The organism is Brassicibacter mesophilus (assembly GCF_050433385.1).
In the GTDB taxonomy this organism is placed as follows: domain Bacteria; phylum Bacillota; class Clostridia; order Tissierellales; family Proteiniboraceae; genus Brassicibacter; species Brassicibacter mesophilus.
Map to the genome: position 1 here is coordinate 145,599 of NZ_JBNPXI010000005.1, position 22,833 is coordinate 168,431.

Annotated in this window: 24 protein-coding genes and 1 other annotated feature; of the genes, 15 read left to right on the forward strand and 9 right to left on the reverse strand. The window is 32.2% G+C overall.

What is annotated here, in order from left to right; genetic code table 11:
- Positions 1 to 5: 5 nt before the first annotated feature.
- The 5 genes from HNR33_RS08230 to HNR33_RS08250 all read left to right on the forward strand — a co-directional run bounded on the left by HNR33_RS08230 (position 6) and on the right by HNR33_RS08250 (position 3,775).
- Positions 6 to 764 (forward strand): exodeoxyribonuclease III, encoded by a 759-nt coding sequence (locus tag HNR33_RS08230; RefSeq protein WP_429082187.1) that lies wholly within the window; start codon positions 6 to 8, stop codon positions 762 to 764.
- A gap of 46 nt (positions 765 to 810) precedes the next feature.
- Positions 811 to 1,992, forward strand: a complete 1,182-nt coding sequence (gene iadA / locus HNR33_RS08235) for a beta-aspartyl-peptidase (protein WP_429082190.1) — start codon at positions 811 to 813, stop codon at positions 1,990 to 1,992.
- 106 nt (positions 1,993 to 2,098) lie between these two features.
- The gene (locus tag HNR33_RS08240) at positions 2,099 to 2,620 is read left to right on the forward strand and encodes a peroxiredoxin (protein WP_429082192.1); all 522 of its coding nucleotides are present in this window, start codon (positions 2,099 to 2,101) and stop codon (positions 2,618 to 2,620) included.
- 155 nt (positions 2,621 to 2,775) lie between these two features.
- Positions 2,776 to 3,399 (forward strand): NUDIX hydrolase, encoded by a 624-nt coding sequence (locus HNR33_RS08245; protein WP_429082194.1) that lies wholly within the window; start codon positions 2,776 to 2,778, stop codon positions 3,397 to 3,399.
- An 85-nt stretch (positions 3,400 to 3,484) separates the two neighbouring features.
- Complete coding sequence (locus HNR33_RS08250; protein ID WP_429082196.1) at positions 3,485 to 3,775, forward strand: hypothetical protein; 291 nt, start codon at positions 3,485 to 3,487, stop codon at positions 3,773 to 3,775.
- 88 nt (positions 3,776 to 3,863) lie between these two features.
- Here the strand turns inward: HNR33_RS08250 and HNR33_RS08255 are convergent, their stop codons facing one another.
- Together HNR33_RS08255 and HNR33_RS08260 are read right to left on the reverse strand one after the other, a co-directional pair.
- Complete coding sequence (locus HNR33_RS08255) at positions 3,864 to 5,222, reverse strand: MATE family efflux transporter (RefSeq protein WP_429082198.1); 1,359 nt, start codon at positions 5,220 to 5,222, stop codon at positions 3,864 to 3,866.
- Between the two features lie 9 nt (positions 5,223 to 5,231).
- A complete protein-coding gene (locus tag HNR33_RS08260) occupies positions 5,232 to 5,675 on the reverse strand; it encodes a MarR family winged helix-turn-helix transcriptional regulator (protein ID WP_429082200.1) in 444 nt (147 codons plus the stop codon).
- Positions 5,676 to 6,122: 447 nt separating this feature from the next.
- Between HNR33_RS08260 and HNR33_RS08265 the strand changes: the two genes are divergently transcribed.
- Positions 6,123 to 6,926, forward strand: coding sequence for a hypothetical protein (locus tag HNR33_RS08265; RefSeq protein ID WP_429082201.1), 804 nt, complete (start codon positions 6,123 to 6,125; stop codon positions 6,924 to 6,926).
- Between the two features lie 272 nt (positions 6,927 to 7,198).
- On the opposite strand, the gene tyrS is transcribed toward HNR33_RS08265, so the two are convergent.
- Both tyrS and HNR33_RS08275 read right to left on the reverse strand, forming a co-directional pair.
- A complete protein-coding gene (gene tyrS, locus HNR33_RS08270) occupies positions 7,199 to 8,425 on the reverse strand; it encodes a tyrosine--tRNA ligase (protein WP_429082204.1) in 1,227 nt (408 codons plus the stop codon).
- Positions 8,426 to 8,513: 88 nt separating this feature from the next.
- Positions 8,514 to 8,716, reverse strand: a binding site (T-box leader).
- A gap of 83 nt (positions 8,717 to 8,799) precedes the next feature.
- Complete coding sequence (locus tag HNR33_RS08275) at positions 8,800 to 9,174, reverse strand: class II SORL domain-containing protein (protein ID WP_429082206.1); 375 nt, start codon at positions 9,172 to 9,174, stop codon at positions 8,800 to 8,802.
- A 133-nt stretch (positions 9,175 to 9,307) separates the two neighbouring features.
- Between HNR33_RS08275 and deoD the strand changes: the two genes are divergently transcribed.
- On the forward strand, positions 9,308 to 10,012 hold the full coding sequence (deoD, locus tag HNR33_RS08280; RefSeq protein ID WP_429082208.1) for a purine-nucleoside phosphorylase: 705 nt from the start codon (positions 9,308 to 9,310) through the stop codon (positions 10,010 to 10,012).
- A 55-nt stretch (positions 10,013 to 10,067) separates the two neighbouring features.
- On the opposite strand, the gene HNR33_RS08285 is transcribed toward deoD, so the two are convergent.
- Complete coding sequence (locus tag HNR33_RS08285; protein WP_429082211.1) at positions 10,068 to 10,442, reverse strand: class II SORL domain-containing protein; 375 nt, start codon at positions 10,440 to 10,442, stop codon at positions 10,068 to 10,070.
- A 146-nt stretch (positions 10,443 to 10,588) separates the two neighbouring features.
- Between HNR33_RS08285 and HNR33_RS08290 the strand changes: the two genes are divergently transcribed.
- Both HNR33_RS08290 and HNR33_RS08295 read left to right on the forward strand, forming a co-directional pair.
- Positions 10,589 to 11,725 (forward strand): THUMP domain-containing class I SAM-dependent RNA methyltransferase, encoded by a 1,137-nt coding sequence (locus tag HNR33_RS08290; RefSeq protein ID WP_429082212.1) that lies wholly within the window; start codon positions 10,589 to 10,591, stop codon positions 11,723 to 11,725.
- 75 nt (positions 11,726 to 11,800) lie between these two features.
- Positions 11,801 to 12,148: a cupin domain-containing protein gene (locus tag HNR33_RS08295; RefSeq protein WP_429082214.1), complete on the forward strand. Its 348-nt coding sequence runs from the start codon at positions 11,801 to 11,803 to the stop codon at positions 12,146 to 12,148.
- A gap of 41 nt (positions 12,149 to 12,189) precedes the next feature.
- Here HNR33_RS08295 and hcp read toward each other — a convergent pair whose 3' ends face one another.
- The 3 genes from hcp to HNR33_RS08310 all read right to left on the reverse strand — a co-directional run bounded on the left by hcp (position 12,190) and on the right by HNR33_RS08310 (position 15,919).
- Positions 12,190 to 13,836, reverse strand: coding sequence for a hydroxylamine reductase (gene hcp, locus HNR33_RS08300; RefSeq protein ID WP_429082216.1), 1,647 nt, complete (start codon positions 13,834 to 13,836; stop codon positions 12,190 to 12,192).
- 165 nt (positions 13,837 to 14,001) lie between these two features.
- On the reverse strand, positions 14,002 to 15,012 hold the full coding sequence (locus HNR33_RS08305; protein ID WP_429082219.1) for a DUF4003 family protein: 1,011 nt from the start codon (positions 15,010 to 15,012) through the stop codon (positions 14,002 to 14,004).
- A 64-nt stretch (positions 15,013 to 15,076) separates the two neighbouring features.
- Entirely contained in the window at positions 15,077 to 15,919 is an 843-nt protein-coding gene (locus HNR33_RS08310; protein WP_429082221.1) for a hypothetical protein, read from the reverse strand.
- Positions 15,920 to 16,154: 235 nt separating this feature from the next.
- Here HNR33_RS08310 and HNR33_RS08315 point away from each other — a divergent pair, with 235 nt between their 5' ends.
- Complete coding sequence (locus HNR33_RS08315) at positions 16,155 to 16,688, forward strand: cob(I)yrinic acid a,c-diamide adenosyltransferase (RefSeq protein WP_429082222.1); 534 nt, start codon at positions 16,155 to 16,157, stop codon at positions 16,686 to 16,688.
- Between the two features lie 26 nt (positions 16,689 to 16,714).
- On the opposite strand, the gene HNR33_RS08320 is transcribed toward HNR33_RS08315, so the two are convergent.
- On the reverse strand, positions 16,715 to 17,101 hold the full coding sequence (locus HNR33_RS08320; protein ID WP_429082224.1) for a DUF5362 family protein: 387 nt from the start codon (positions 17,099 to 17,101) through the stop codon (positions 16,715 to 16,717).
- Positions 17,102 to 17,292: 191 nt separating this feature from the next.
- On the opposite strand from HNR33_RS08320, the gene HNR33_RS08325 reads away from it, so the two are divergent.
- From HNR33_RS08325 to nadA, 5 genes are all read left to right on the forward strand, one after another.
- Positions 17,293 to 18,708 carry a [Fe-Fe] hydrogenase large subunit C-terminal domain-containing protein gene (locus HNR33_RS08325; protein WP_429082227.1) on the forward strand — a complete coding sequence of 472 codons (1,416 nt, stop codon included), beginning with the start codon at positions 17,293 to 17,295 and terminating at the stop codon, positions 18,706 to 18,708.
- 134 nt (positions 18,709 to 18,842) lie between these two features.
- Positions 18,843 to 19,967, forward strand: a complete 1,125-nt coding sequence (locus HNR33_RS08330; RefSeq protein WP_429082229.1) for a PP2C family protein-serine/threonine phosphatase — start codon at positions 18,843 to 18,845, stop codon at positions 19,965 to 19,967.
- 115 nt (positions 19,968 to 20,082) lie between these two features.
- Positions 20,083 to 20,895, forward strand: coding sequence for an ATP-grasp domain-containing protein (locus HNR33_RS08335; protein ID WP_429082231.1), 813 nt, complete (start codon positions 20,083 to 20,085; stop codon positions 20,893 to 20,895).
- Between the two features lie 52 nt (positions 20,896 to 20,947).
- Complete coding sequence (locus HNR33_RS08340; RefSeq protein ID WP_429082234.1) at positions 20,948 to 21,754, forward strand: sugar phosphate isomerase/epimerase family protein; 807 nt, start codon at positions 20,948 to 20,950, stop codon at positions 21,752 to 21,754.
- Between the two features lie 160 nt (positions 21,755 to 21,914).
- Positions 21,915 to 22,826: a quinolinate synthase NadA gene (gene nadA / locus HNR33_RS08345; RefSeq protein WP_488167839.1), complete on the forward strand. Its 912-nt coding sequence runs from the start codon at positions 21,915 to 21,917 to the stop codon at positions 22,824 to 22,826.
- Positions 22,827 to 22,833 lie beyond the last annotated feature (7 nt).

A 22,833-nucleotide genomic window follows, 5' to 3' on the forward strand; every position in this document is an offset into this window, starting at 1 on the left:
ATTCAGTGAAGATATTTTCTTGGAATGTAAATGGTATAAGAGCGGTACAGAAAAAAGGTTTTATAGAATGGGTATTGAAGGAGAAGCCTGATATACTTTGCTTACAAGAAACTAAGGCGCATATAGAGCAGCTAGATGATGAACTAGTAAACATACCTGGTTATTATTCATATTTTAGCTCTGGGGAGAGAAAGGGCTATAGTGGAGTAGCGACATATACAAAGCAAAAACCTTTATCTGTATCCCATGGAATAGGAGTAGAAAGATTTGATTCCGAGGGAAGAATATTAGTTACGGAGTATCCTGAGTTTACATTATTGAACATTTATTTTCCAAATGGTCAAAAGGACGAGGATAGACTTAAATATAAAATGGAATTCTATGATGCTATATTAGATTATTGTGAAGAACTAAAAAAACAAGGAAAGAAGCTTATTATTTCTGGCGATTATAATACAGCTCATAAGGGAATTGACTTAAAAAACCCTAAGGAAAATGAAGATAGATCAGGATTCTTACCTATAGAAAGGGCGTGGCTTGATAAGTTTATTTCATACGGATACATAGATACATTTAGATATTTCTACCCTGATGAAGAAAAGTATTCTTGGTGGAGCTATAAATTTAAGGCAAGAGATAGGAATATTGGATGGAGAATAGACTATCACTTTGTTTCAGATAACCTTATTAATGAAGTTAAAGAAGCAGAAATAAGAAATGATGTATCAGGGTCTGACCATTGTCCAATAGTAATATATCTATAAAAACAGCATTTATGGTGCTGTTTTTCTCAATGAGAGGGGTAATCTTATGTTAAAGATGATAAAGAATGCAGAGGTTTATTCACCGAAATATTTAGGTAAAAGAGACATCTTAATTGCAGCGGATAAGATTTGCCACATATCTGAGCGTATCGATATTCCGGAAAATTTTGCTGATATTGAAATTATTGATGCTACAGATAAAATAGCCGTTCCGGGTTTTATTGATGCACATGTACATATAACAGGTGGTGGTGGAGAAGGAGGTTTTAAGACAAGAACTCCTGAGATACAGCTTACAGACATAACTACTGGTGGAGTAACCACTGTTATAGGAGTGCTTGGAACAGATGGTACTACTAGAACGATGTCAAATCTTCTTGCGAAGGCAAGAGCTCTAGAAGAGGAAGGAATCACATGTTATACGCTTACTGGGTCATATCAAATACCTGTGAAGACTGTTACAGGCAGGATTCAGGACGATATAATACTTATAGACAAAATAATAGGAGTAGGAGAAATAGCTTTATCTGATCATAGATCATCACAGCCTACAGTGGAAGATATCACTAAAATTGCAGCTGAGGCAAGGGTGGGAGGTATATTATCTGGAAAGGCAGGAGTTGTAAATATACATATGGGAGATGGTAGCAGAGGACTTAGTTTCTTAGAGGAAATAGCTGAGAATACAGAAATACCTATAACACAGTTTATTCCAACTCATATAGGAAGAAATCCAAAGCTGTTTGAAGAAGCTATAAAATATGCACAAAAAGGTGGACTAGTAGATTTTACTACAAGTACAAGCAAAAACCTTGTAGAAGAAAGGGATTTGAAGAGTAGCAATGCTTTGAAAATTATGCTTGATGAAGGTGTAAGTATTAGGAATATAACTTTTACTTCTGATGGTCAAGGCAGTCTTCCTGTTTTTGATAAAAAGGGTAACTATGTAGGTTTAGGATTAGGTAAAGTAACATCCTTGTATAATACGGTTAGGAAAGCAATACTAGATGAAAGTGTTCCAATACAAGATGCCATAAGAGTTATTACATCAAACCCTGCCAATATATATAAGCTAAAAGGAAAAGGACACATAAAGACAGGAAATGATGCAGATTTAGTATTGCTTGATAAAGGTAGTCTTAATATAGATACTGTGTTAGCTATGGGCAAAGTAATGATACAAAATAAAGAAATTAAAATAAAAGGAACGTTTGAAACCACACTTTAATAGTGTGGCTTTTTTTATAACATGTTTAAAAAATATATTTTAGGGAATATATATAACAGAAAATAATTTTTTCAAATATATACGTTGATGTAAGGAGGAAATTAAGATGGAAAGATTAGTTGGAAACAAGGCCCCGAATTTTACTATGAATACAGCTTTAGGTAATGGAGAAGATTTTGGCAAAGTAAGCTTAGATGATTTCAAAGGAAAATGGTTAGTAATGTTCTTTTATCCATTAGACTTTACATTTGTGTGTCCTACAGAAATTACTGCATATAGTAAGAGATATGAAGAATTTAAAGCAGAAGGTGCAGAGATATTTGCTGCAAGTGTAGATAGTGAACACTCACATAAAGCATGGATTAATGGTGATTTAGGAAAATTAAATTTCCCATTAGCTTCTGACATGACAAAAAGTGTTGCTAAAGATTATGGCATTTTAGTTGAAGATCAAGGAATTGCTCTAAGAGGATTGTTCATTATAGATCCAGAAGGAGTAGTAAGATACTCAGTTGTTCATGATCTTAATGTAGGAAGAAGTGTAGACGAGACATTACGTGTACTTAAAGCACTAAAAACTGGCGGATTATGCCCAATTGATTGGAATGAAGGTCAAGATTTATTATAGTATAAGTAGGAATCGCCGTATCGTTATGATACGGCGATTTTTTATGGTAAAATTCACTTGATGTAAAAATATTGGGATTATTTAGTGTATAATAGGAATTAATATAATGTATTATGGATGCAAATACAGTAGCTTATATGCAATGAGGTGATATTTTGAATATAGACTATATACTTAGTACATTTAAAGATAGAGAAGGCAAGCCTATGGGGATAAAGCAATCATATTCTGTGCTTCTTCCACTTGTACTTATAGATGGTGAATGGCATATATTATTCGAGGTAAGAGCTAATACCCTAGATACTCAGCCTGGTGAGATATCATTTCCAGGAGGTGCAGTAGAAGAACAGGAAGTTCCTAGAGATGCAGCAATACGAGAAACACATGAGGAATTAAATATAGAGCTTGATAAGGTTAGAACGATAGGCGAGCTAGATTACTTATTTTCTCCATACAATATGATGATATATGGATATGTAGGTATGTTAGAAAACATAGATTTGGACAGTATAAACTTCAATAAACAAGAAGTTGCCCACATATTCACAGTTCCAGTAAAGTTTTTTGTGGATAACGATCCATTACTTTATCATGTTAGTTTAGAAGTAAGTGAAGATGATAAATTTCCATATCATTTAATACCAGACGGAAAAGATTATAAATGGAGAAGCGCTAAAAATCCTGTATTTTTTTATTTATACAATGAACATATCATATGGGGATTAACAGCAAGGTTTATAAAGAATTTTGTGGATATATTAAAAAGTAATGCAAAATAAAAGAAAGATTTTACTTGTAGAGAATAGAATAAATAATAGAAAAGATGAATTATTGATTCGGTAATTTATATTTAAGGAGGTAGTTATGGGGGAATTATTATTTGTTATATTATTTTACATAGTTGCATTATATATCATATATTGGGTAATTAAAGGTGCTATAGATAACTCAAAACTTGCTAAGGATATAAAGGAAATACGGAAATTATTGAGCATGCAATATTCAAAAACACCTACAGAGAGTCAAGATACATATGAAGAAGAAATTGTATTACCAGAGGACCTTACAGAGGAATGTCCGGCATGTCATGAAAAGATTTCTCCCACATACAAGAAATGTCCATCTTGCGGTCTTACATTAATTATTGATGAATAATAGAGAATATAAAAAAACAAAAGCCAGAATTCTTATTGAATTCTGGCTTTAAACACAATTGATCAATTATAAATCCATTTACTTTATACTAAGCTTGTGTTTCCCTATGTTTCATTTCTAGGTGTCTTAGTTCATATAGAAGAAATAGTCCTGTTATTATTGATGAAATCACATCCGCTGTTGGGCCAGCCATCCATACACCATTTAATCCAAAGAACCTTGGAAGAATTAATATGGCAGGAATTAAAACTAATACCTGTCTTGATAAACTTAGAAACATTGCATGCTTCGGCTTTCCAACAGCTTGGAAATAGTTAGAGCTTACTATTTGAAAACCAATGATAGGAAGCATAACTAAGAAAATTCGCATACCATTAGCCCCTAGTTCTATCAGTTCTTTGTCTTTTCTATTGAACAAGCTAACAAGCTGTTCTGGGAATATTCTTGTAAATACAAAACCAATTAGTACTATTGTTGTAGCAGCCAATATAGCAAGCTTTAGAGCTTTCTTCACTCTATCATACTTTTTAGCTCCGTAGTTATATCCAATGATTGGCTGAGCTCCTTGATTTATACCAAATAAAGGCATAAGGATCATCATAGTAACGCTATTGATTATTCCATAAGCGGATATTGCTAAGTCTCCTCCATATGTAAGAAGACTGTTATTTATTAATGCAGTTATACCACTAGCAGCAACTTGCATCGCAAATGGTGCAGAACCAATTGCTAATATCTTACCTACTATCTGAGGCTGTAACTTAATGTTCTTCTTATGAATCTTAAGAGAGCTTTTGCCACCAAAGAAATAATGTAAGACCCAAACAGCTGATACTGCCTGTGATATTATTGTAGCAGTAGCTGCCCCTTTAATTCCCATTTTAAATACAATAATAAATATTGGGTCTAATATTGTATTAAGTATTGCACCTATTAACATTGTAGTCATAGCAATCTTAGGATTACCTTCAGCGCGAATAAAGTTGTTCATACCAAACCCTACTGCTTGAAAAACAGCACCAAATAGAATAATACTTAAGTATTGTCTTGAATAAGGTAATACATTAGGACTTGCACCAAAAACCTTAAGTAGTGGATTTAAGAAGATCAAGCCTAATACAGAAATAACTAATGAAATGATAATAAGCAATACCATACCATTAGCCAATATGACTTCTGCTTCATCCTTATTACCTTCACCTAAACGTATAGATATTAAGGATGTTGCTCCTATACCAACAAGCATTGAAAAAGCCATTAAAATGATCATAATAGGGAAAGAAACAGTTATTCCTGCTATCCCTAAAGAATCAACAAAGTTGCCTATAAATATTCTATCTACAATGTTATAGAGTGCGTTTACTATCATACCTACTATAGCAGGTATAGAGAATTTAAGTAGTAGTTTACCGACTCTTTCTTCACCTAATAATTTTGAACGATCCATATTTCCCTCCTATATCTTCTTCATAGTATTTACTACTTGCTTTAAACTATAAGCAAAATCTTCAATCTCTTTTTCAGATAATTTATCAAAAAGATTTATTAAGTTTTGTTCGAATTCTAGATTCCTTAACTTCAAGTATTCCTTACCCTGTGATGTTAAATGCAATAAAGTTTTTCTTCTGTCACTAGGATCAATTTCCCTTTCTACTAGATTCATTTTCTCTAAGGAATCTATCAATGTTGTCAGGCTTCCTTTGCGCAAATCTAGATATTTACCTAGTTTAGATGGTGTTATCTTGTTATGGCGGCCAATTAGCATTATTGCTTTATTCTGGTTTTTATTACACTTGTTATCTTCATTATGCTTATGAAAAACAGGACCAAGCTTTTGATGAAATAAGGGAAAGAATTCAAAAAAAAGATTGTTTATTTGCTTTAGATTTTGTTCTTTCAAAAAGATTCACCTACTTATAAAAAAATAGTTAGAATTCTTACTATTAGAATTCTAACTATTTTTAAGGATAAAGTCAATAGCTTATAATAATATTACAAAAAAGTTAAAGAAGTATTTTGATTCTTTAACTTTTAATTTATTAAAAATATCTTATTAAGAAAAATAAAGGGTTTAAAATTAACAGGATTATATTATATAGTGAAAAAGAGATATATATACATAATTAACAATATTATTAGCAAATGTTATAATTATGGTAAAATCAATAAAAAAATAACAAGCTAAAAATGAGCAAAGGCAGTAAATGGTCATCCTAACCATTTACATGGATCCTCAAAATGGTAAATATTATTGGAAAATTTATACATCATTTATGGGAAGTTATAATAGTGATCATATCTGGAAAGATGGTATTTATAAATTCATCGAATATTAGGAGGTGGAGAAGTGAAGAAATCAAGTGTTTTTTTGAGTATATTATTAGTTTTATTCTTTTGTTTCAATACATATGGACAATCTCAATACAATGTTCCCGAAGAAGTTTTAGATGCTGCAGAAAAGGGAATTGAGTTTGCTAAAACAAGAATATCAAGTAATCCAGAAGCTTGGGGGTTTGACAATATAGAAGAAGTCAATAACTTAACTTTAGGAGAAGCAATGAAAGTTTATTATGTAGATTTAGAAAAACTAATGAAATCAAAAAATGAAGATTTACTAACATTGACTAATGAACCTAATGTATGGGAATTTACTACTTATTCTAATTATACACCCAAAATATTGTTGACTATTGGCTATGAAGATGGTGAATATCGTGTAACATGTTTTGGTGGTGATTGTAGTGATTTACATACTACCTTAAGTGCAGCGGAAGAGTTTAAAAAGCTAAAAGAAAATACTAATCCTTCCGTATTGGTAAAAGCAGGTTTTGATTCGTATATTATAACTACAATTAATAATGATGAGTTTTGTTTTGAAGTAGAGGAAAACGATAATTCAAGAAGTGCTAATAATAGCTCTAATAATCCTAAAAGTTCAAAACAAGTTATAGATTTTCTGAAATATAAGCAAGCAAATGGTTCAGGAGGCAATGCTTATGGAAGTGGTTTTAGCACATCACAATATAAAATGGAAAGAAATAATTCATATATAACTATAGTGTTTTGTATCATATGTACATTTATAGTGATAATAGGTGGTTATAGTCTTGTCAAGAAGTACAAATCATCAAGAAAAAGAGTCAAGGATTAACTAAGACTAAAATTCAGGTGGAGTTTATAACTCCATCTGCTATCTGAATGCTAAGGCGTGTTATCTAGGAGCTATGCAATTTCTTACTCCCACCTGTAGAGGAGGGATTATTGAAATTGTAAGCTATCAGATAAAGCAAGGGAATGAAGCTATTACTTCCACCCTTGCTTTTTTATATAGATAATCAATTTCAATTTTCGATGTTGATTATCTATATGTTTTTCTTAAAATAATTATATGCTACTTTTTTCAAAATATCTAGTTAACCTTATCTATACTAACTTCACTAGATGATAAACTTTTTTACCTTTTTTTATGATTAGCTGATTATTATCAAAATCATTCAAAGTGATAACTGCACTTGGGTCTTCAACACGGTTATTTTGAACATGCACTCCACCTTGGGTGATAAGTCTTCTAGCTTCTCCGTTTGACTTTGTAAGCCCAACTTCAGTTAAAAGATTTAAGATGCCTATTCCTTCTGCAAATTTAGCTTTTGCTAATTCAGTTGTAGGCATAGAGTCTAGATCACCACCATTACCAAAGAGTGCTTGTGAAGCCTCTTCTGCTTTTTTAGCTTCTTCTTCACCATGGATAAGCTTAGTTACTTCAAAAGCTAATACTTTTTTAGCTTCATTGATTTCAGCTCCTTCAAGAGCAGAAAGCCTTCTAACCTCATCCATTGGTATGAATGTCAGTAATCTTAAGCATTTATCAACATCAGCATCATCAACGTTTCTCCAGTATTGATAGAACTCATAAGGTGAAGTTTTCTCAGGATCTAACCATAATGCTCCTTTAGCAGTTTTACCCATTTTATTGCCTTCACTATTTGTAAGAAGAGTACATGTCATAGCATATGATTGCTTTCCTGCTTTTCTTCTTACTAGTTCCATTCCTGCAATCATGTTAGACCACTGGTCATTTCCGCCTAATTGCATTGTACATCCGTATTTTTCATTTAGCACGAAAAAGTCATATCCTTGCATTAACATGTAGTTAAATTCTAAGAAAGATAGTCCTTTTTCTAATCTTTGCTTAAAGCATTCTGCAGTTAACATTCTGTTTACTGAGAAATGACTTCCTACTTCTCTTAAAAAGTCTACATAGTTTAAATCCAACAGCCAATCCGCATTGTTTACTAATAATGCTTTATCGTCACTAAAATCAATTAATTTTTCTAACTGTTTTTTAATACAGCTTACATTATGTTCTATATCTTCTGTTGTGAGCATTTGTCTCATATCAGTTCTTCCTGATGGATCACCAATCATTGCAGTTCCTCCACCAACTAAAGCGATAGGTCTATGACCACCTCTTTGCATATGAGACATAAACATCATAGCAATAAAATGCCCTACATGTAAGCTATCTGCAGTAGGGTCGAAGCCTATATAGAACGTAACAGGTTCTTTACCTAAAAGCTCTCTGATTTCTTCTTCATGAGTCATTTGCGCAATATATCCTCTTTCTTGTAATACATCAAATACATTTGTCATAATAATACCTCCTAATATTTATATTACTTTTCATTTATTTAGTTCAATAATAAACGCGCTTTTAAATAAAAAAAGGGCCTATCATCCTTGTAAGGACGAGAAGACCCGTGGTACCACCTTAATTCGCATCTAACAGATGCCTTTAATTCACGTAACGTGTGATATACGCAATGTTTTACATCGAAACTCCAGAGTGTAATTCGTAGCTTTAAGTACTGTAAGCTTTTCACCAACCAGCTTACTCTCTATATTGTAACCATAAAGCACTACTAATTCCTTCATAGTCTTTACTATTTGTATGATTTGACATACATATTATTATATGTAATCATCACTTGTCAAGTGTTTTTATGGCTAAATAGGCTTCAAATTTTCTAATTAAAACTTATTTCCTGTTTGTTTTCCCATAATCCATGTATGTTACAGTATACAAGAGCATATATGAAACCAGGCTTATCTAAAATCACATTTGTTAAGCCTACAGGCTCAGTGAATACTCCATTTTCTCCATGGGAAGAAAAGTCAAAGGATGCTATTTCAACAGGAAATTTACTATTTTCGCTGAAGGAGAATACTTTTAGCCATTTGATATGGTGCTCGAGAGTGTTTGGATGCTTTATCTCATCGCCAACAGATATTTTTATTTCGAACTCTTCTCCAGACTTTATTTTTTTGGGAAGATGGATTATAGGGACATGTTTTTCACCTTTCCAATCACCTGTTTGTAAAAGTTGACCTAAACTTTGCATAGTTTAACCTCCTATAAGTAATAATTTAAATATAGTATTTCCTATAATATGCTAAAAGATTATTGTGTTTTATTGATTTCAAAAATATACTAATGATATACTTTTGATACAAAGAAATTGAAGGAGGACTAAGATGAGTATACATATAGGTGCAAAAAAAGGAGAAATAGCAGATAAGGTACTGTTACCTGGTGATCCACTTAGAGCAAAGTATATAGCAGAGAATTTTTTAAAAAATGTTAATTGTTATAATGAAGTAAGAGGAATGTATGGATTTACAGGGGACTATAAAGATAAAAAAGTATCTGTACAAGGTACAGGAATGGGGATACCTTCTATATCTATCTATATTAATGAACTGATTACAGAATACGATACGAAAAATCTGATAAGAATTGGAACTTGTGGCTCGATACAAGAGGATATAAAAATAAGAGATGTAGTATTAGCCATGAGTGCATCAACAAACTCAGGTGCAAATAGAATGAGATTCAATGGATTAAGTTATGCTCCAACAGCAAGCTTTGAATTATTACATAAAGCATATAATACTTCTAAAAGCAGAGGAATAGATGTAAAGGTAGGTAATATACTAACTAGTGATTTATTCTATGAAGATGATGCAGATTCATGGAAGATGTGGGCAAAATATAGAGCATTAGTTGTAGAAATGGAGACAGCAGAGTTATATACAGTAGCTGCAAAATACAATGTCAATGCATTAGCAATACTAACGGTTAGTGATAATATAATCACTCATGAAAAAACTACTGCTCAGGAGCGTCAAGAAACCTTTAATCAGATGATAGAAATAGCTTTAGAATCGATAGTAGAATAGTTTTAATAAATAAAATGAGAATTCTTGTTCAAGAATTCTCATTTTGTGAAATATGCTATTCAACGTCTATGTTCTTGTTTCCTTCCCATAGTCCATGAATGTTACAATAGCTTAAAGCATATATAGTTCCTGGTTTGTTTACTTTAATTTTTGTCACTGCAATAGGTTCATTTAATAATTCTGCTTCACCATGAGCAGTAAAGTTATAGGTTCCTATTTCAACTGGGAATTTTGCATCTTGAGGATGGAAAAATACCTTTATCCATGATATATGATGCTCAAGTGTATTTGGATGCTTTATCTCTTCTCCAACTAAAACCTTAATTTCTACTTCTTCTCCTGCTTTCACCTTGTCAGGTGTATGAATTGCAGGAACATGTTTTTCACCTTTCCAATCTCCAGACTGTAAGAATTGTGCTAATGATTTCATATTTCTATTCCCTCCAATTATATTTTCTTAATATCTATATACCCAAACAAAATTAAATAACACAAAAAGGAAAAATAAATTTTAGTAAAAGTGTTCACTTTTTGTTAGAATATATGTAAACATTGATACTAGGAGAGAGATAAAACATGTCTAAAATACAACTAATAGCAACATCTACTTTTGGGTTAGAAGCAGTTGTGAAAAGAGAAGTACAGAATTTAGGATATACTGATATAATGGTTGAAAACGGAAAAGTAATATTTTCATGTGATGAAAGCGCAATACCTAGAGCTAATATTTGGCTTAGAACAGCTGATAGAGTATTACTTAAGGTTGGAGAGTTTAAAGCGCTAACCTTTGAGGAGCTTTTTGAAAAAACAAAAGCATTGCCTTGGGATGAATGGATAACAGAGGATGGACAATTTACTGTGACCGGTAAGTCAGTTAACTCAAAACTATTTAGTATATCTGATTCTCAGGCAATCGTAAAAAAGGCTGTAGTTGAAAAACTTAAGCAAAAATATAATACAGAGTGGTTTAAGGAAACAGGTGCAAAATTTACTATACAGGTTTCGTTATTAAAGGATATTGCTACATTAACTATAGATACAAGTGGAGAGGGACTACATAAAAGAGGCTATAGGGAAGAATCAGTGCAAGCACCTATAAAGGAAACTATGGCATCAGCTTTAATAAACTTAAGCTATTGGAATCCTGAAAGAACGCTATTAGATCCTTTTTGTGGATCTGGTACTATACCCATTGAAGCGGCTATGATTGGTAAGAACATAGCACCTGGTTTGCAACGAAGCTTTGTATCAGAAGAATGGCCTATAGTAAATAAAGAGTTATGGAAGGCTGCAAGAGTAGAAGCATTAAAGTCTATAAGACAAGATATAAAACTCAATATATTCGCATCTGATATAAGTGAAGAATCTATAGAAATAGCAAGAGAAAATGCATATAAGGCTGGAGTAGATGACTGTATAAGATTTTCTGTTAGAGATTTTAAGCGGGTAAACATGAGAAGTGACTATGGGGTCATAATATGTAATCCTCCTTATGGTGAGAGACTTGGAGAGAAGAAGCAGGTAGAAGAAATATATAAGAATATGGGAAAGGTATTTAGAAGTCTTGATACTTGGTCAACTTATGTAATCACCTCATATCAGGATTTCGAAAAACTATATGGTAAAAAGGCTGACAAGAAAAGGAAACTTTTCAGCGGAAACATTAGAGTTGATTACTATCAATATTATGGACCTAGACCACCGAAAAAATAGTACTTGGGATAAGCTGTTTTAAAATGTTATAATAGTGTATAATTTAAATAAGTCTATAAATAGGAGGGGTCTTGTATGATAGTTTCCCATAAAAATGATGTTAAGGGAGTTAAGCTTGAGGGTCCACAAATTAAAGATGCAACTATGAAAGTACTTATCTCACCCAAAGAAGGTTGGGAAGGCCATGTAATGCGTCTATTTGAGTTAGAAGTAGATGGTCATACACCAAAGCATGTTCATCCATGGCCTCATATTAACTACATAGTTAGCGGAAAAGGTAGACTTCATTTAGATGGTAAAGATATTGAGGTAGAGGCAGGTTCTTTTGCATATGTACCTGCAGACAAACTACATCAATTTTCAAACATTGGAAATGAAGTGTTCGAGTTCATTTGCATTGTTCCAGAGGAAGGACATAAGTAAAAGCTAGGTGAGATCACCTAGCTTTAATTTTATATTATTTATTATGCGCCCATAAACATTTTCATATCATCTTCTACGTTTGTAATTCCGCCGATTCCAAAAGTATCTACAAGAACTTTAGCTACATTTGGTGAAAGGAATGCTGGTAGAGTTGGTCCTAAGTGAATATTTTTTACACCTAGATATAGTAAAGCTAATAATACAATTACTGCTTTTTGCTCATACCATGCGATGTTATATGAAATAGGAAGTTCGTTGATATCATTTAATTCAAATACTTCTTTTAATTTTAGAGCTATTACTGCTAATGAATAAGAGTCATTACATTGTCCTGCATCTAGTACTCTTGGAATTCCACCAATATCTCCTAAGTCTAGCTTATTATATTTGTATTTAGCACAACCTGCTGTTAATATAACAGTATCTTTTGGCAATGCTTGAGCAAATTCAGTATAGTAATCTCTTGATTTCATTCTACCATCACAGCCTGCCATAACGAAGAATCTTTTGATTGCTCCTGATTTAACAGCATCCACAACCTTATCTGCTAATCCTAATACAGTACTGTGTCCGAATCCACCTATTATTTCGCCTTTTTCTATCTCTACTGGAGGTGAACATTTTTTAGCATGCTCGATGAGCTCTGAGAAATCTTTTTTGCCGTCTGGGCCTGCAGTTATATGCTTTAGACCTTCGAATCCTACAGCACCTGTAGTATATACTCTATCTTTGTAAGAATCTTTTGGTGGAACTAAACAGTTTGTTGTCAGAAATACTACACCATTAAAGCTATCAAATTCCTTATCTTGCTTCCACCATGCATTTCCATAGTTACCTACAAAATGATCATATTTTTTGAATGCTGGGTAATAGTGTGCTGGGAGCATTTCACCGTGAGTATATACATCTACTCCAGTACCTTCAGTTTGCTTTAATAATTCTTCGAAGTCTTTTAGGTCATGACCACTTACTAGTATAGCTGGATTATTTCTAACTCCGATATTGACCTTAGTTATTTCTGGATGTCCATATGTTGAAGTATTTGCTTTATCTAAAAGGGCCATTACTTCAACACCATATTTTCCACATTCCATAACAAGAGCTACCAACTCGTCTGCAGATAAGCTATTATCTGTAGTTGCAACTAATCCTTTTTGCATGAAAGCATAAATGTCTTGATTTTCATATCCAAGGTTAATTGCATGTTCAGCGTAGGCTGCCATACCCTTTAATCCATATGTTAAAAGTTCTCTTAGAGATCGTACATCTTCATTTTCTGTAGCTAATATACCAATATATTTTGCTTTTTCGTCAAATACTTCAATTGAATCTGTATACCATAAAGCAGAATCGTGTGTTATATCCTCAACACTACCTCCAGCATTTATTACAGCCGTTTTTATTTCATCACGTAATGATAAAGCAGCTTTAATCTTTTGTGTAAATCTCTCACGGTCAAAGTTAGCATTTGTGATAGTCATGAATAAGCTTTCAACAATAAATTTATCTGCTTTTTCAGTTTTAAGATTTAACTCTCTAGCTTTAAGATTGTAGAATGAAATTCCTTTAAGTGAGTAAATTAGTAAATCTTGAAGATTTGCTACATCTGAAGTTTTACCACAAACTCCTCTCATTGTACAGCCAGTGCCCTTAGCTGTTTCTTGACATTGATAACAGAACATACTCATCATTTTTCCTCCTTTATATTAAGTAAATATTAAAATGTGCATATTGACTTATTTGTTATATGTATATGATATATGATTATAAATAAACAAACTGTGATTGATATCAAAGTAAAATGTGATATATATCACAAAAAATAGAAAGAACTGAAGAAAAGTCTTCAGTTCTTAATTACCGCCACTTGCAGTTGTAACAGCAGATGTAGAAGCTATAGCCGCGATTAAGGCAGCATTTTGGGCTTCTATTAAAGTCTCCATACACGTACTTATACCTGTTTCTATAATAGTGATATCATGGTGCATATTTTCTAATACTTCAGATATTACAATGATTATTGAAATCATTAGATTAAGGTGCTTGTTCCATCTAAAACCTTTTTGCTGAGAAAGTATCTCTGTAGCTTCTTTGATATGCTGTATTTCTTCACTTAAATCGGCATCTATTACGGACATAAGTCCTATTTGTGAATAGTGAAGTCTTTTTACCTTTAAGCCTTGAGATGTTACGCTATTGTAGAGCTCACAGCATCTATCTATTATAAAATCCCTATTTTCCATTTTAGCCATCATTAATATATGAGATAAAAGCTGTAATTCATTTCCTTTCTTAAAGCATCTCTCAGATAGCTTATCATAGTAATACTCTATTTCTTCCATTAGCTCACCTACAGGTTCTCTATGCTGAGAAAGTAGAATAGCTGTTGGATAGTCACTGTGAGATGTAAGAAAGAAATGATTACTTTTCATCCCTTTATAAAGCTCCATAGCCTTATCCAATCTACACTCTAAATCTTCAGATTCAGAGTGAGTATCAGTAGTCATGAGTGCTAAAGCTGAGATTGCAAGATATGGACAGTCTTTAAATCCTTTATCTATAAGCCTTTCTTGATATTTCATTAGTTTGCCAAAGCTTGATTTAGGATCTTTAAACTTACATATTAAAATTGCAGCTGTTGGAAACCTTTGGTGCGAGTGAAGAGGAGAAAAAAATCCTGACTCGTCCTTAATGTAATCACTCATTTCTATAAACTCATCTAAATCAAAATCCACATCATTTAAGATGTATACCAAAGGTATCATCATCAGTATTTGGCTTTGAGCATGCCAGTTTAGTTTTTTGTTTAGATCGTTATAAATATTTAGATACCTCGTTATCTTATGTTCTAACGAGTCTACCATATAAAAGTCCTCCCTTAATACAAATATAATCATACATATTATATCACATATAAAATAATAGTCATTATTTTATAATAGACTTTGACAAAAATTCTCTGTCGCATTCTTCTACAATTTTACTGCTTGGAGCCATAACATACAACACAAAGGTAGAGTTATATTTGTCAATGTATTTTGCATAGATTCTACCTTTAAGTGTGACAGCAGGAAAATCATCTTTAGGATAGTATGCTTTATTTGGCTTCCCATACTGTATATAACCACTATACTTATTATTATATTTATGCATAGGACTATTGGTCGTAATTGTCGAGTCAACCTTAGTCCAACCATCCAACCCTATATATTTTATGTTTTCTTCAATATTATCAATATGAGTATCAAAAACAATTTTGTTTTTAGCACATCCAATAGAAGGTAAGACTAGTACAGTTTGATCATATTTAGGTACTAGGGTTAGCATATCTGTATCTATTTTTCCATTGCTTTTGAATCCATACATATTGTCTGGATTTTCATTATCGTGAATTATATATCCCCCGTAAAAGCTGCTGTAATATTCAGAATTAGGGTTATAGTATGCTGAACAGCCTTTTAATGTTTCAAGGTGACCAAAACTATATAAAACAGTAAACGATAAATCTCGATTAGTAAAGTTAGAAAAGCCTTCATCATCATTAAAGGTCATGACAAAAGGATACCAGTCAGGCTTTGAAGTACTATTTCCACCTGGTATATAAAAATTAATGTCTTTTTTATAAAGTATGCTGTTTACCTTGTGCAGATAACTATATGGATACATAACGGCATAGCTTCTAAAAGAATAATATAAAGGAGTTTTACTAAAAATAAAAGCAGTTAAAAATATGATACAGGTTATTAAAGCAAATTTTTTGATTTTTCTCATGAATATCACATCCAAATAAATATTATATTTATTTTTTATAACATATATGCAATTGTTTTCATTAAAAAATTATGCAAAACTATATCGTTAATTATGTTTTTGAAAATGCATTAGCGAAATGAATCTTGAGAATTTTTAATATTTTATTCAAATAAGATGTGTTTTAATAAAAAGATTTTTATCCTATAAAAATAGGGTATATTTTTAGTAAAGATTTAGCAAGGGGGTAGTAAAAGTGAATATATATACTAAAACCGGTGATAAAGGTCAAACTAGCTTATTTGACAGTAAAAGAGTTGATAAAGACGACTTAAGAGTTGAAAGCTACGGAACAGTCGATGAACTTAATTCTTTCTTAGGACTTTCAAAAAATTATATTGAAGATAAGGAAGTATATGAACTAATTAATACAATTCAGAGGAAGTTATTTGATGTTGGAGCTGAACTTGCAACAAGCGATCTAAATAAGAGGCCGATATCAATTACTGAAGAAGATGTTATTTTACTAGAGAATAAGATAGACAAATACATGACAGCTTTTAAAAAGCCTGATCACTTTGTAATACCTGGAGCTGGAAAATCGTCTGGTTTTCTTCATGTAGCTAGAACAATTTGCAGGAGGGCAGAGAGAAGAATAATATCATTGTCCAAGGATGTTGAAGTTAATTCACACCTAATAAAATATGTAAATAGATTATCAGACCTCATATATACTTTAGCCAGATATACAGAAGAAGGGTTCGAAGAAGTTGAATTTAGCAAAAAATAAAATAGCAGGATATCCTGCTATTTTATTTAATAGAAACCACCCATTTGATTCATAAATGTAGCCATAAATACACTACCAAGTACTATACCTAAAACAACAAGAGCTAAGCTAACGATTATTAGAATACCTTGAATTTTTAGGTAAGATCCCATACTTTCGAAAATGCCATTCACTTCCATTGCATCTCCCGTTAAGTACTTATCTACTGAAGTTTTTGTGTTTCTAAGTTTTACTCCTAAGATAATAGTTATGATTCCAGGAATAAGTGAAATACCTAAAGTAAATATTGCTGAAAGGCATGTTAGTGCCCCTGAGATTATTGTCATAATACCAACAAAACCAGCCCATTTACTAAGCGTTTCAAGTATAGTTTTATCTGGAGTAGCATATGAAGTTTGATTTAAGTTATCCATTTTTCCACCTCCTTCTATATTGGAATTATATAATATTTTTATCAAGCTAAGCAATAGGAATTAAGTCTTTATACTTTATTCTTTAATGGATACTAACACTAGCTATCTGAATAAAAAATATTTTTTAAACCATTATAATAGTATGATAAACATACTTTTGCTATGTCAATATATCTTATAGGGGTGTATAAATGAACAGTGCATTTACTGACTTTCAAGATAAAAGAATGGATATATTTAAAGAAATTGTCAAGCAAAGCTGGAATGCTTTGCAAAGTATAGATTTAAACAAACTAGAAGACCGCATAAAAGCCAAATATGGGTTTAATGATGAAGATAGACCATTTATTAGAGATCATATAAGGCTAGCAATGGGATTAAATACAAGAGGAGACGTAGAGTTCTCTGATGAGGTAGATTTGACAAAGAATTTAAAATCAGTGGATGGTCCAATTATAGCTAAAATAAATGGTGCGTGCCAATACTGTGATGAAAATATAGAGGATAATGAATGCTATGAATCCTGTCTGTATGAAGCTCACATATATAGAAGAAGTGAAGGACCAGTTATTGAAAACAATAAATGCTTAAGTTGCGGGCAATGCGTTTCAAGCTGTTCATTCGGTGCCATAGCAGACAAAATAGAATTTGTACCACTAATAGATATTCTAAAAAATAAAGAAGAAAAAGTATTCGCTGCAGCTGCCCCTTCTATAGCTGGACAGTTTGGTGATAATATTAGTTTGGGCCAATTAAGAACTGCACTTAAACTAATTGGTTTTGAGGATATGGTAGAAGTAGCATTATTTGCAGATATATTGACTATTAAAGAAGCATATGAATTTAACCATTTAGTCAAAAGCGAAAATGACTTTTTTATCACTAGCTGCTGTTGTCCTGTATGGGTAAACATGGTTGAAAAGCATTACCACAAGCTAATGGATAGTATGGTTCCATCAATATCTCCAATGGTTGCTGCTGGAAGAATACTAAAAATATTATATCCTGGTTCTAAAGTTGTATTTATAGGACCTTGTATAGCAAAAAAGGCTGAGGCAAAGGAAGATAAATTTAAGGAAGATATTGATTTTGTTCTCACATATAGAGAATTAAGAGAGGTCTTTAATGCTCTGGAAATAAGGCTAGAAGATCTTCCAGGTGATGATAAGGATCAAGCATCTTATGGAGGAAGAGTATATGCAAGAACTGGAGGAGTAAGCTTCTCGGTGAAAACAGCAGTTAATAGAATAGCACCTAGAAGACTTATAAAATTTAATCCAAAGAGAGTAGATGGTGTGACAGAATGTAAGCATATATTAGATGAGCTTACGAGCCAAAAGGTTAATGCAAACTTCATAGAAGGTATGGGATGCAAGGGTGGATGCGTAGGGGGACCAAGAACAAACATTGATGTTGAAAAGGGTACTAAAATTGCTAATGATGTGGGTGAAGATTCACTAATAATGACCCCATTTGATAATGTAAATGTGACAAAAATATTAACAGGATTAGGGCTACATAATTTAGATAATATTTTGGAAGATAAAAATATATCTAAAATTTTAGCTAGACAAAAGTATGAAATTCACAAAAACAACAAATTGTAGGAAGAAATTACAACTTTTGTCCTAAATATAAAATATGTAATACACAAACAAATATTCTATGATATAATACAGTAAAGCATTTTAAATTCAATTTTGTATCGTTTAATACAATAGAATTTAAAGAGGGGGAAAATATGCTACAAGAGAGTAGAAGTACTTTATTGCATGAAAAAATAAAAAGTCATAGAAGGCTTACTTTTGACATCCTAGATGGTATGGTAGATTGGGTTAGAGTTATAGATAACAATGGTATAATAATCTACGCCAATAAATCTATGGAAGAAGCTTTAGGAAAGGATATTGTTGGCACAAGGTGTTACTCTGCCCTAGGCAAAAGTTGTGCATGTAAAAGATGTATTACTGAAACTACTATAAGCACAGGACAGATAGCAGAAAAGGAAGAGATTATTGGTGATAGAATTTTTTCGGTGAAAAGTTCCCCTGTAAGAGATTTAAATGATAACATTTATGCTGCCGTTGAAGTATTTAGAGATGTGACTAGAGAAAGAAAACTAGAAAAAGAAATCTTAAAAAGGAACGAAAAGATGAGCAAGGATCTTTTCTTTGCTAGAACAATACAAAAGAAAGTACTGCCACAAAAAGGTGATTTCGGGCCTTTCAGAGTGGATTATTCCTATAAGCCATCAGAGATGCTAAGCGGTGATATATTTGATATATATAGAATTGATGATAACCATACAGGTATATATATAAGCGATGTTGTAGGACATGGTATAACTGCAGCAATAATGACTATGTTTATAAGACAAACTATTAAAGCCATAAAATATGAATACTTAAGTCCTAGTAAAGCTATAAGCGAGCTTCATAAAAGATTTCTTGACTTAAATTTAGATGACGATAAGTATTTTACAATATTCTATGGAGTTTTTGATAATCGAGATAATAGCTTTAGATATACCAATGGAGGTCATAATTGTATACCATTACATTTTCGAGAGAATAAGGTTGAGCTTTTAGAAGCTAAAGGATACCCTATAACATACCTTTTCAATAACATTGAGTATGAAGAACAATGTGTTATATTAGGGAAGGGTGATTCAATTCTATTCTATACTGATGGAGTCATAGAAGCCAGAAATGAAGAAGGAGAGTTTTTTGGATTAAACAGATTGGTTGATATAGTTAAGAATTCTGATGAAGAGAATTTAATTACTGAGATTGAAAATAATGTCGATAGATTTAATCAGCAAGAACTTGATGACGACTTTGCGCTACTCAAAATAAAGGTAATATAACGCATTACAACCAGGCTTAAGCCTGGTTTTTTTAGTATAAAAAAAACTCTTGACACTTTCTGTATAAAAATGTAATATATTTTATCATTGATTCTTTTTTTGGGAAGGTGAAATAGTGAATATAGTATCATTTAATGCGTATAGAACTATAGGAATACCGGGAGCAACATATATAAAGCCAGAAAATATTTTTAGAGAAATAGACAAGATTAAAGATGCAGATTATATACTGTTTCCTGAGTACTGGCAAGTAAATTTATTAGTATATAGTCTTAATAAAAGAATATTTCCAAATGTCAACACATATCATCTTGGTCATAACAAAATAGAAATGACTAGAGGATTAATGGCCTCTTTTCCTCAGAATGTACCATACACAAGGATAATGAGTTCAGGTGACTCGACTATAGATATAGTTGAAGAAGAGTTTGGATATCCATGTGTTGCTAAAGAATCAAAAAATTCAATGGGACAAGGAGTATTTCTTATTCAGAATCGAAAGGAATTAAGAAGCTATATAGAGAACAATGATACTTTATATATACAAGAAAAACTTCCTATTGATAGAGACTTAAGAGTGGTATATGTCGGAAACAAAGTGGTTTCAGCCTATTGGAGAATAGCGCAAGAAGGAAGCTTTCATAATAATATTGCAAAAGGGGGAAGCTATAGCTTTGAAAATATTCCTAATGAAGCTATTATTCTAGTTGATAAGATCGCTAAAACACTAGGTATAAATCATGCTGGATTTGATGTAGTAGTAGTCGGAGATAGGTACTACATTTTAGAATTTAATGTACTGTTTGGGAATGAGGGGCTAAGACATCAAGGAATATCTGTAGAGAAATTGATTTATGAATATATTATGTCTGACTTTAGCCCGCCTCAACCTACACGTCCGGATTTGGGAGGTAAAAGAGCATCTTAAGGACTGGAACACCAGTCCTTTTTTTTATATAATGGGGTAGGGTGAAAATATGATGCATGATATTGAAAAAGAAAAAAAATATTTATTGGGAATATTTTCGTGGTTTGGATTTGTGCTTCCATTACCTGAAAGACTTAAACTAATAAAGGAAGCAAAATTTGATGCTACTACAATTTGGTGGGAAGACGAAGTTGGAACAGAAAAAATTAAAAAAGAAGACATGCCTAAAATAGTCAGAGATAGTGGATTAGTGCTTGAGAATATTCATGTACCATATGAAGGATGCAATAATATCTGGAGTGATAGCTATTCATCTCGCAAAGAAGCTTTATTCAAACACTTGGATTGGTTATCAGATTGCTATAAGCATAATATACCTGTTATGGTTATGCACATAACAGATGGAGAAAAATTACCTTTACCTAATAAGTACGGGATAGAAAGTATAAATAAAATGGTTAGAAGAGCAGAAGAATTAGGAGTAACCTTAGCTATTGAAAACATAAATCGTGTTGATTATATTGACTTTGTTTTTAATGAAATACAATCTCCAAACCTTGGTTTTTGCTATGATTCATCTCATGATTGGATGTACAGCAAGAATAAGGTTGAGATTTTAAAAAAATGGGGTCATCTGCTAGTATCAACTCATTTGTCGGATAATGATGGGATTAAAGATAGACATTGGCTGCCTGGCGAAGGAAATATTGATTGGAAAAAGGTATGTGATAATTTCCCTAAAGTCAGTTATACAGGATTTATGACGCTTGAGACGGTTTCAAGAAGTCATGAAGAAAAGCCTAGCGAGTTTTTAAAAAATGCATATAAGAGCTTGAACTGGATAAGAAGCTTAATTTGATATAATATCAGCATTATGATACCGGCAGATATATTGCTGGTATTTTTTACTTTTTTGATACTATTTTAACGTACATTGATTAGGACATAATAAAGTGCTATACTGTATACATGTAAGTGACAAGACAGATGTAAACACATTGATGCAAAGGGGTAATGATATGGATAAAAATAAAATTATAGATGAAATAAATACACTTAAAAAAGAGAAAAATGCTATAGTTCTTGCTCATAATTATCAGATTCCCGAAGTTCAGGATATTGCAGATATAGTTGGTGACTCTTTAGCATTAAGTAGAGCAGCTGCAAAAACATACTGTGAGATGATAGTATTTTGCGGCGTTCATTTTATGGCAGAAAGTGCAAAAATACTTTCACCAGACAAAATAGTATTACTTCCTGTAAAAGATGCAGGATGTCCTATGGCGGACATGATAACTGCAGAAGATTTAAGAAACTATAAAATCAAACACCCTGATACAAAAATAGTGTGTTATGTTAATTCATCAGCAGAGGTTAAGGCTGAAAGCGATATTTGCTGTACATCATCAAATGCGCTAAAAATAGTTCAAAGCATTGATACGGATAGAATTCTATTTGTTCCAGATAAAAATCTTGGAGGGTATATAAGAGATAGGGTAAAGGATAAAATCATTGATTTATGGCCAGGATTTTGCATAACTCATCAGAGAACAAGAACTGAAGATGCGGTTAAGGCCAAAAAAGCACATCCAGATGCTGAGGTTTTAGTTCATCCAGAGTGCAGTAGTGAGATAGTAAGTCTTGCAGATTTTGTAGGCAGCACATCTCAGATAATTGAATATGCTAATAAATCTAAATCCAAAAGTTTTTGGATAGGAACTGAAATGGGCGTATTGCATAAACTTAGACAAGATAATCCAGATAAAAACTTTTATATGATTTCTCCATCACTTGTTTGCTATAATATGAAAAAAACAAGCCTAGAAGATGTTCTATCTGCTTTACAATATGAAAAACATCAGATAACTGTAGATGAAAATATAAGAGGAAAAGCATTGAAGTCGCTTGATGATATGTTAAAGTTCAGCTAGGGGTGAT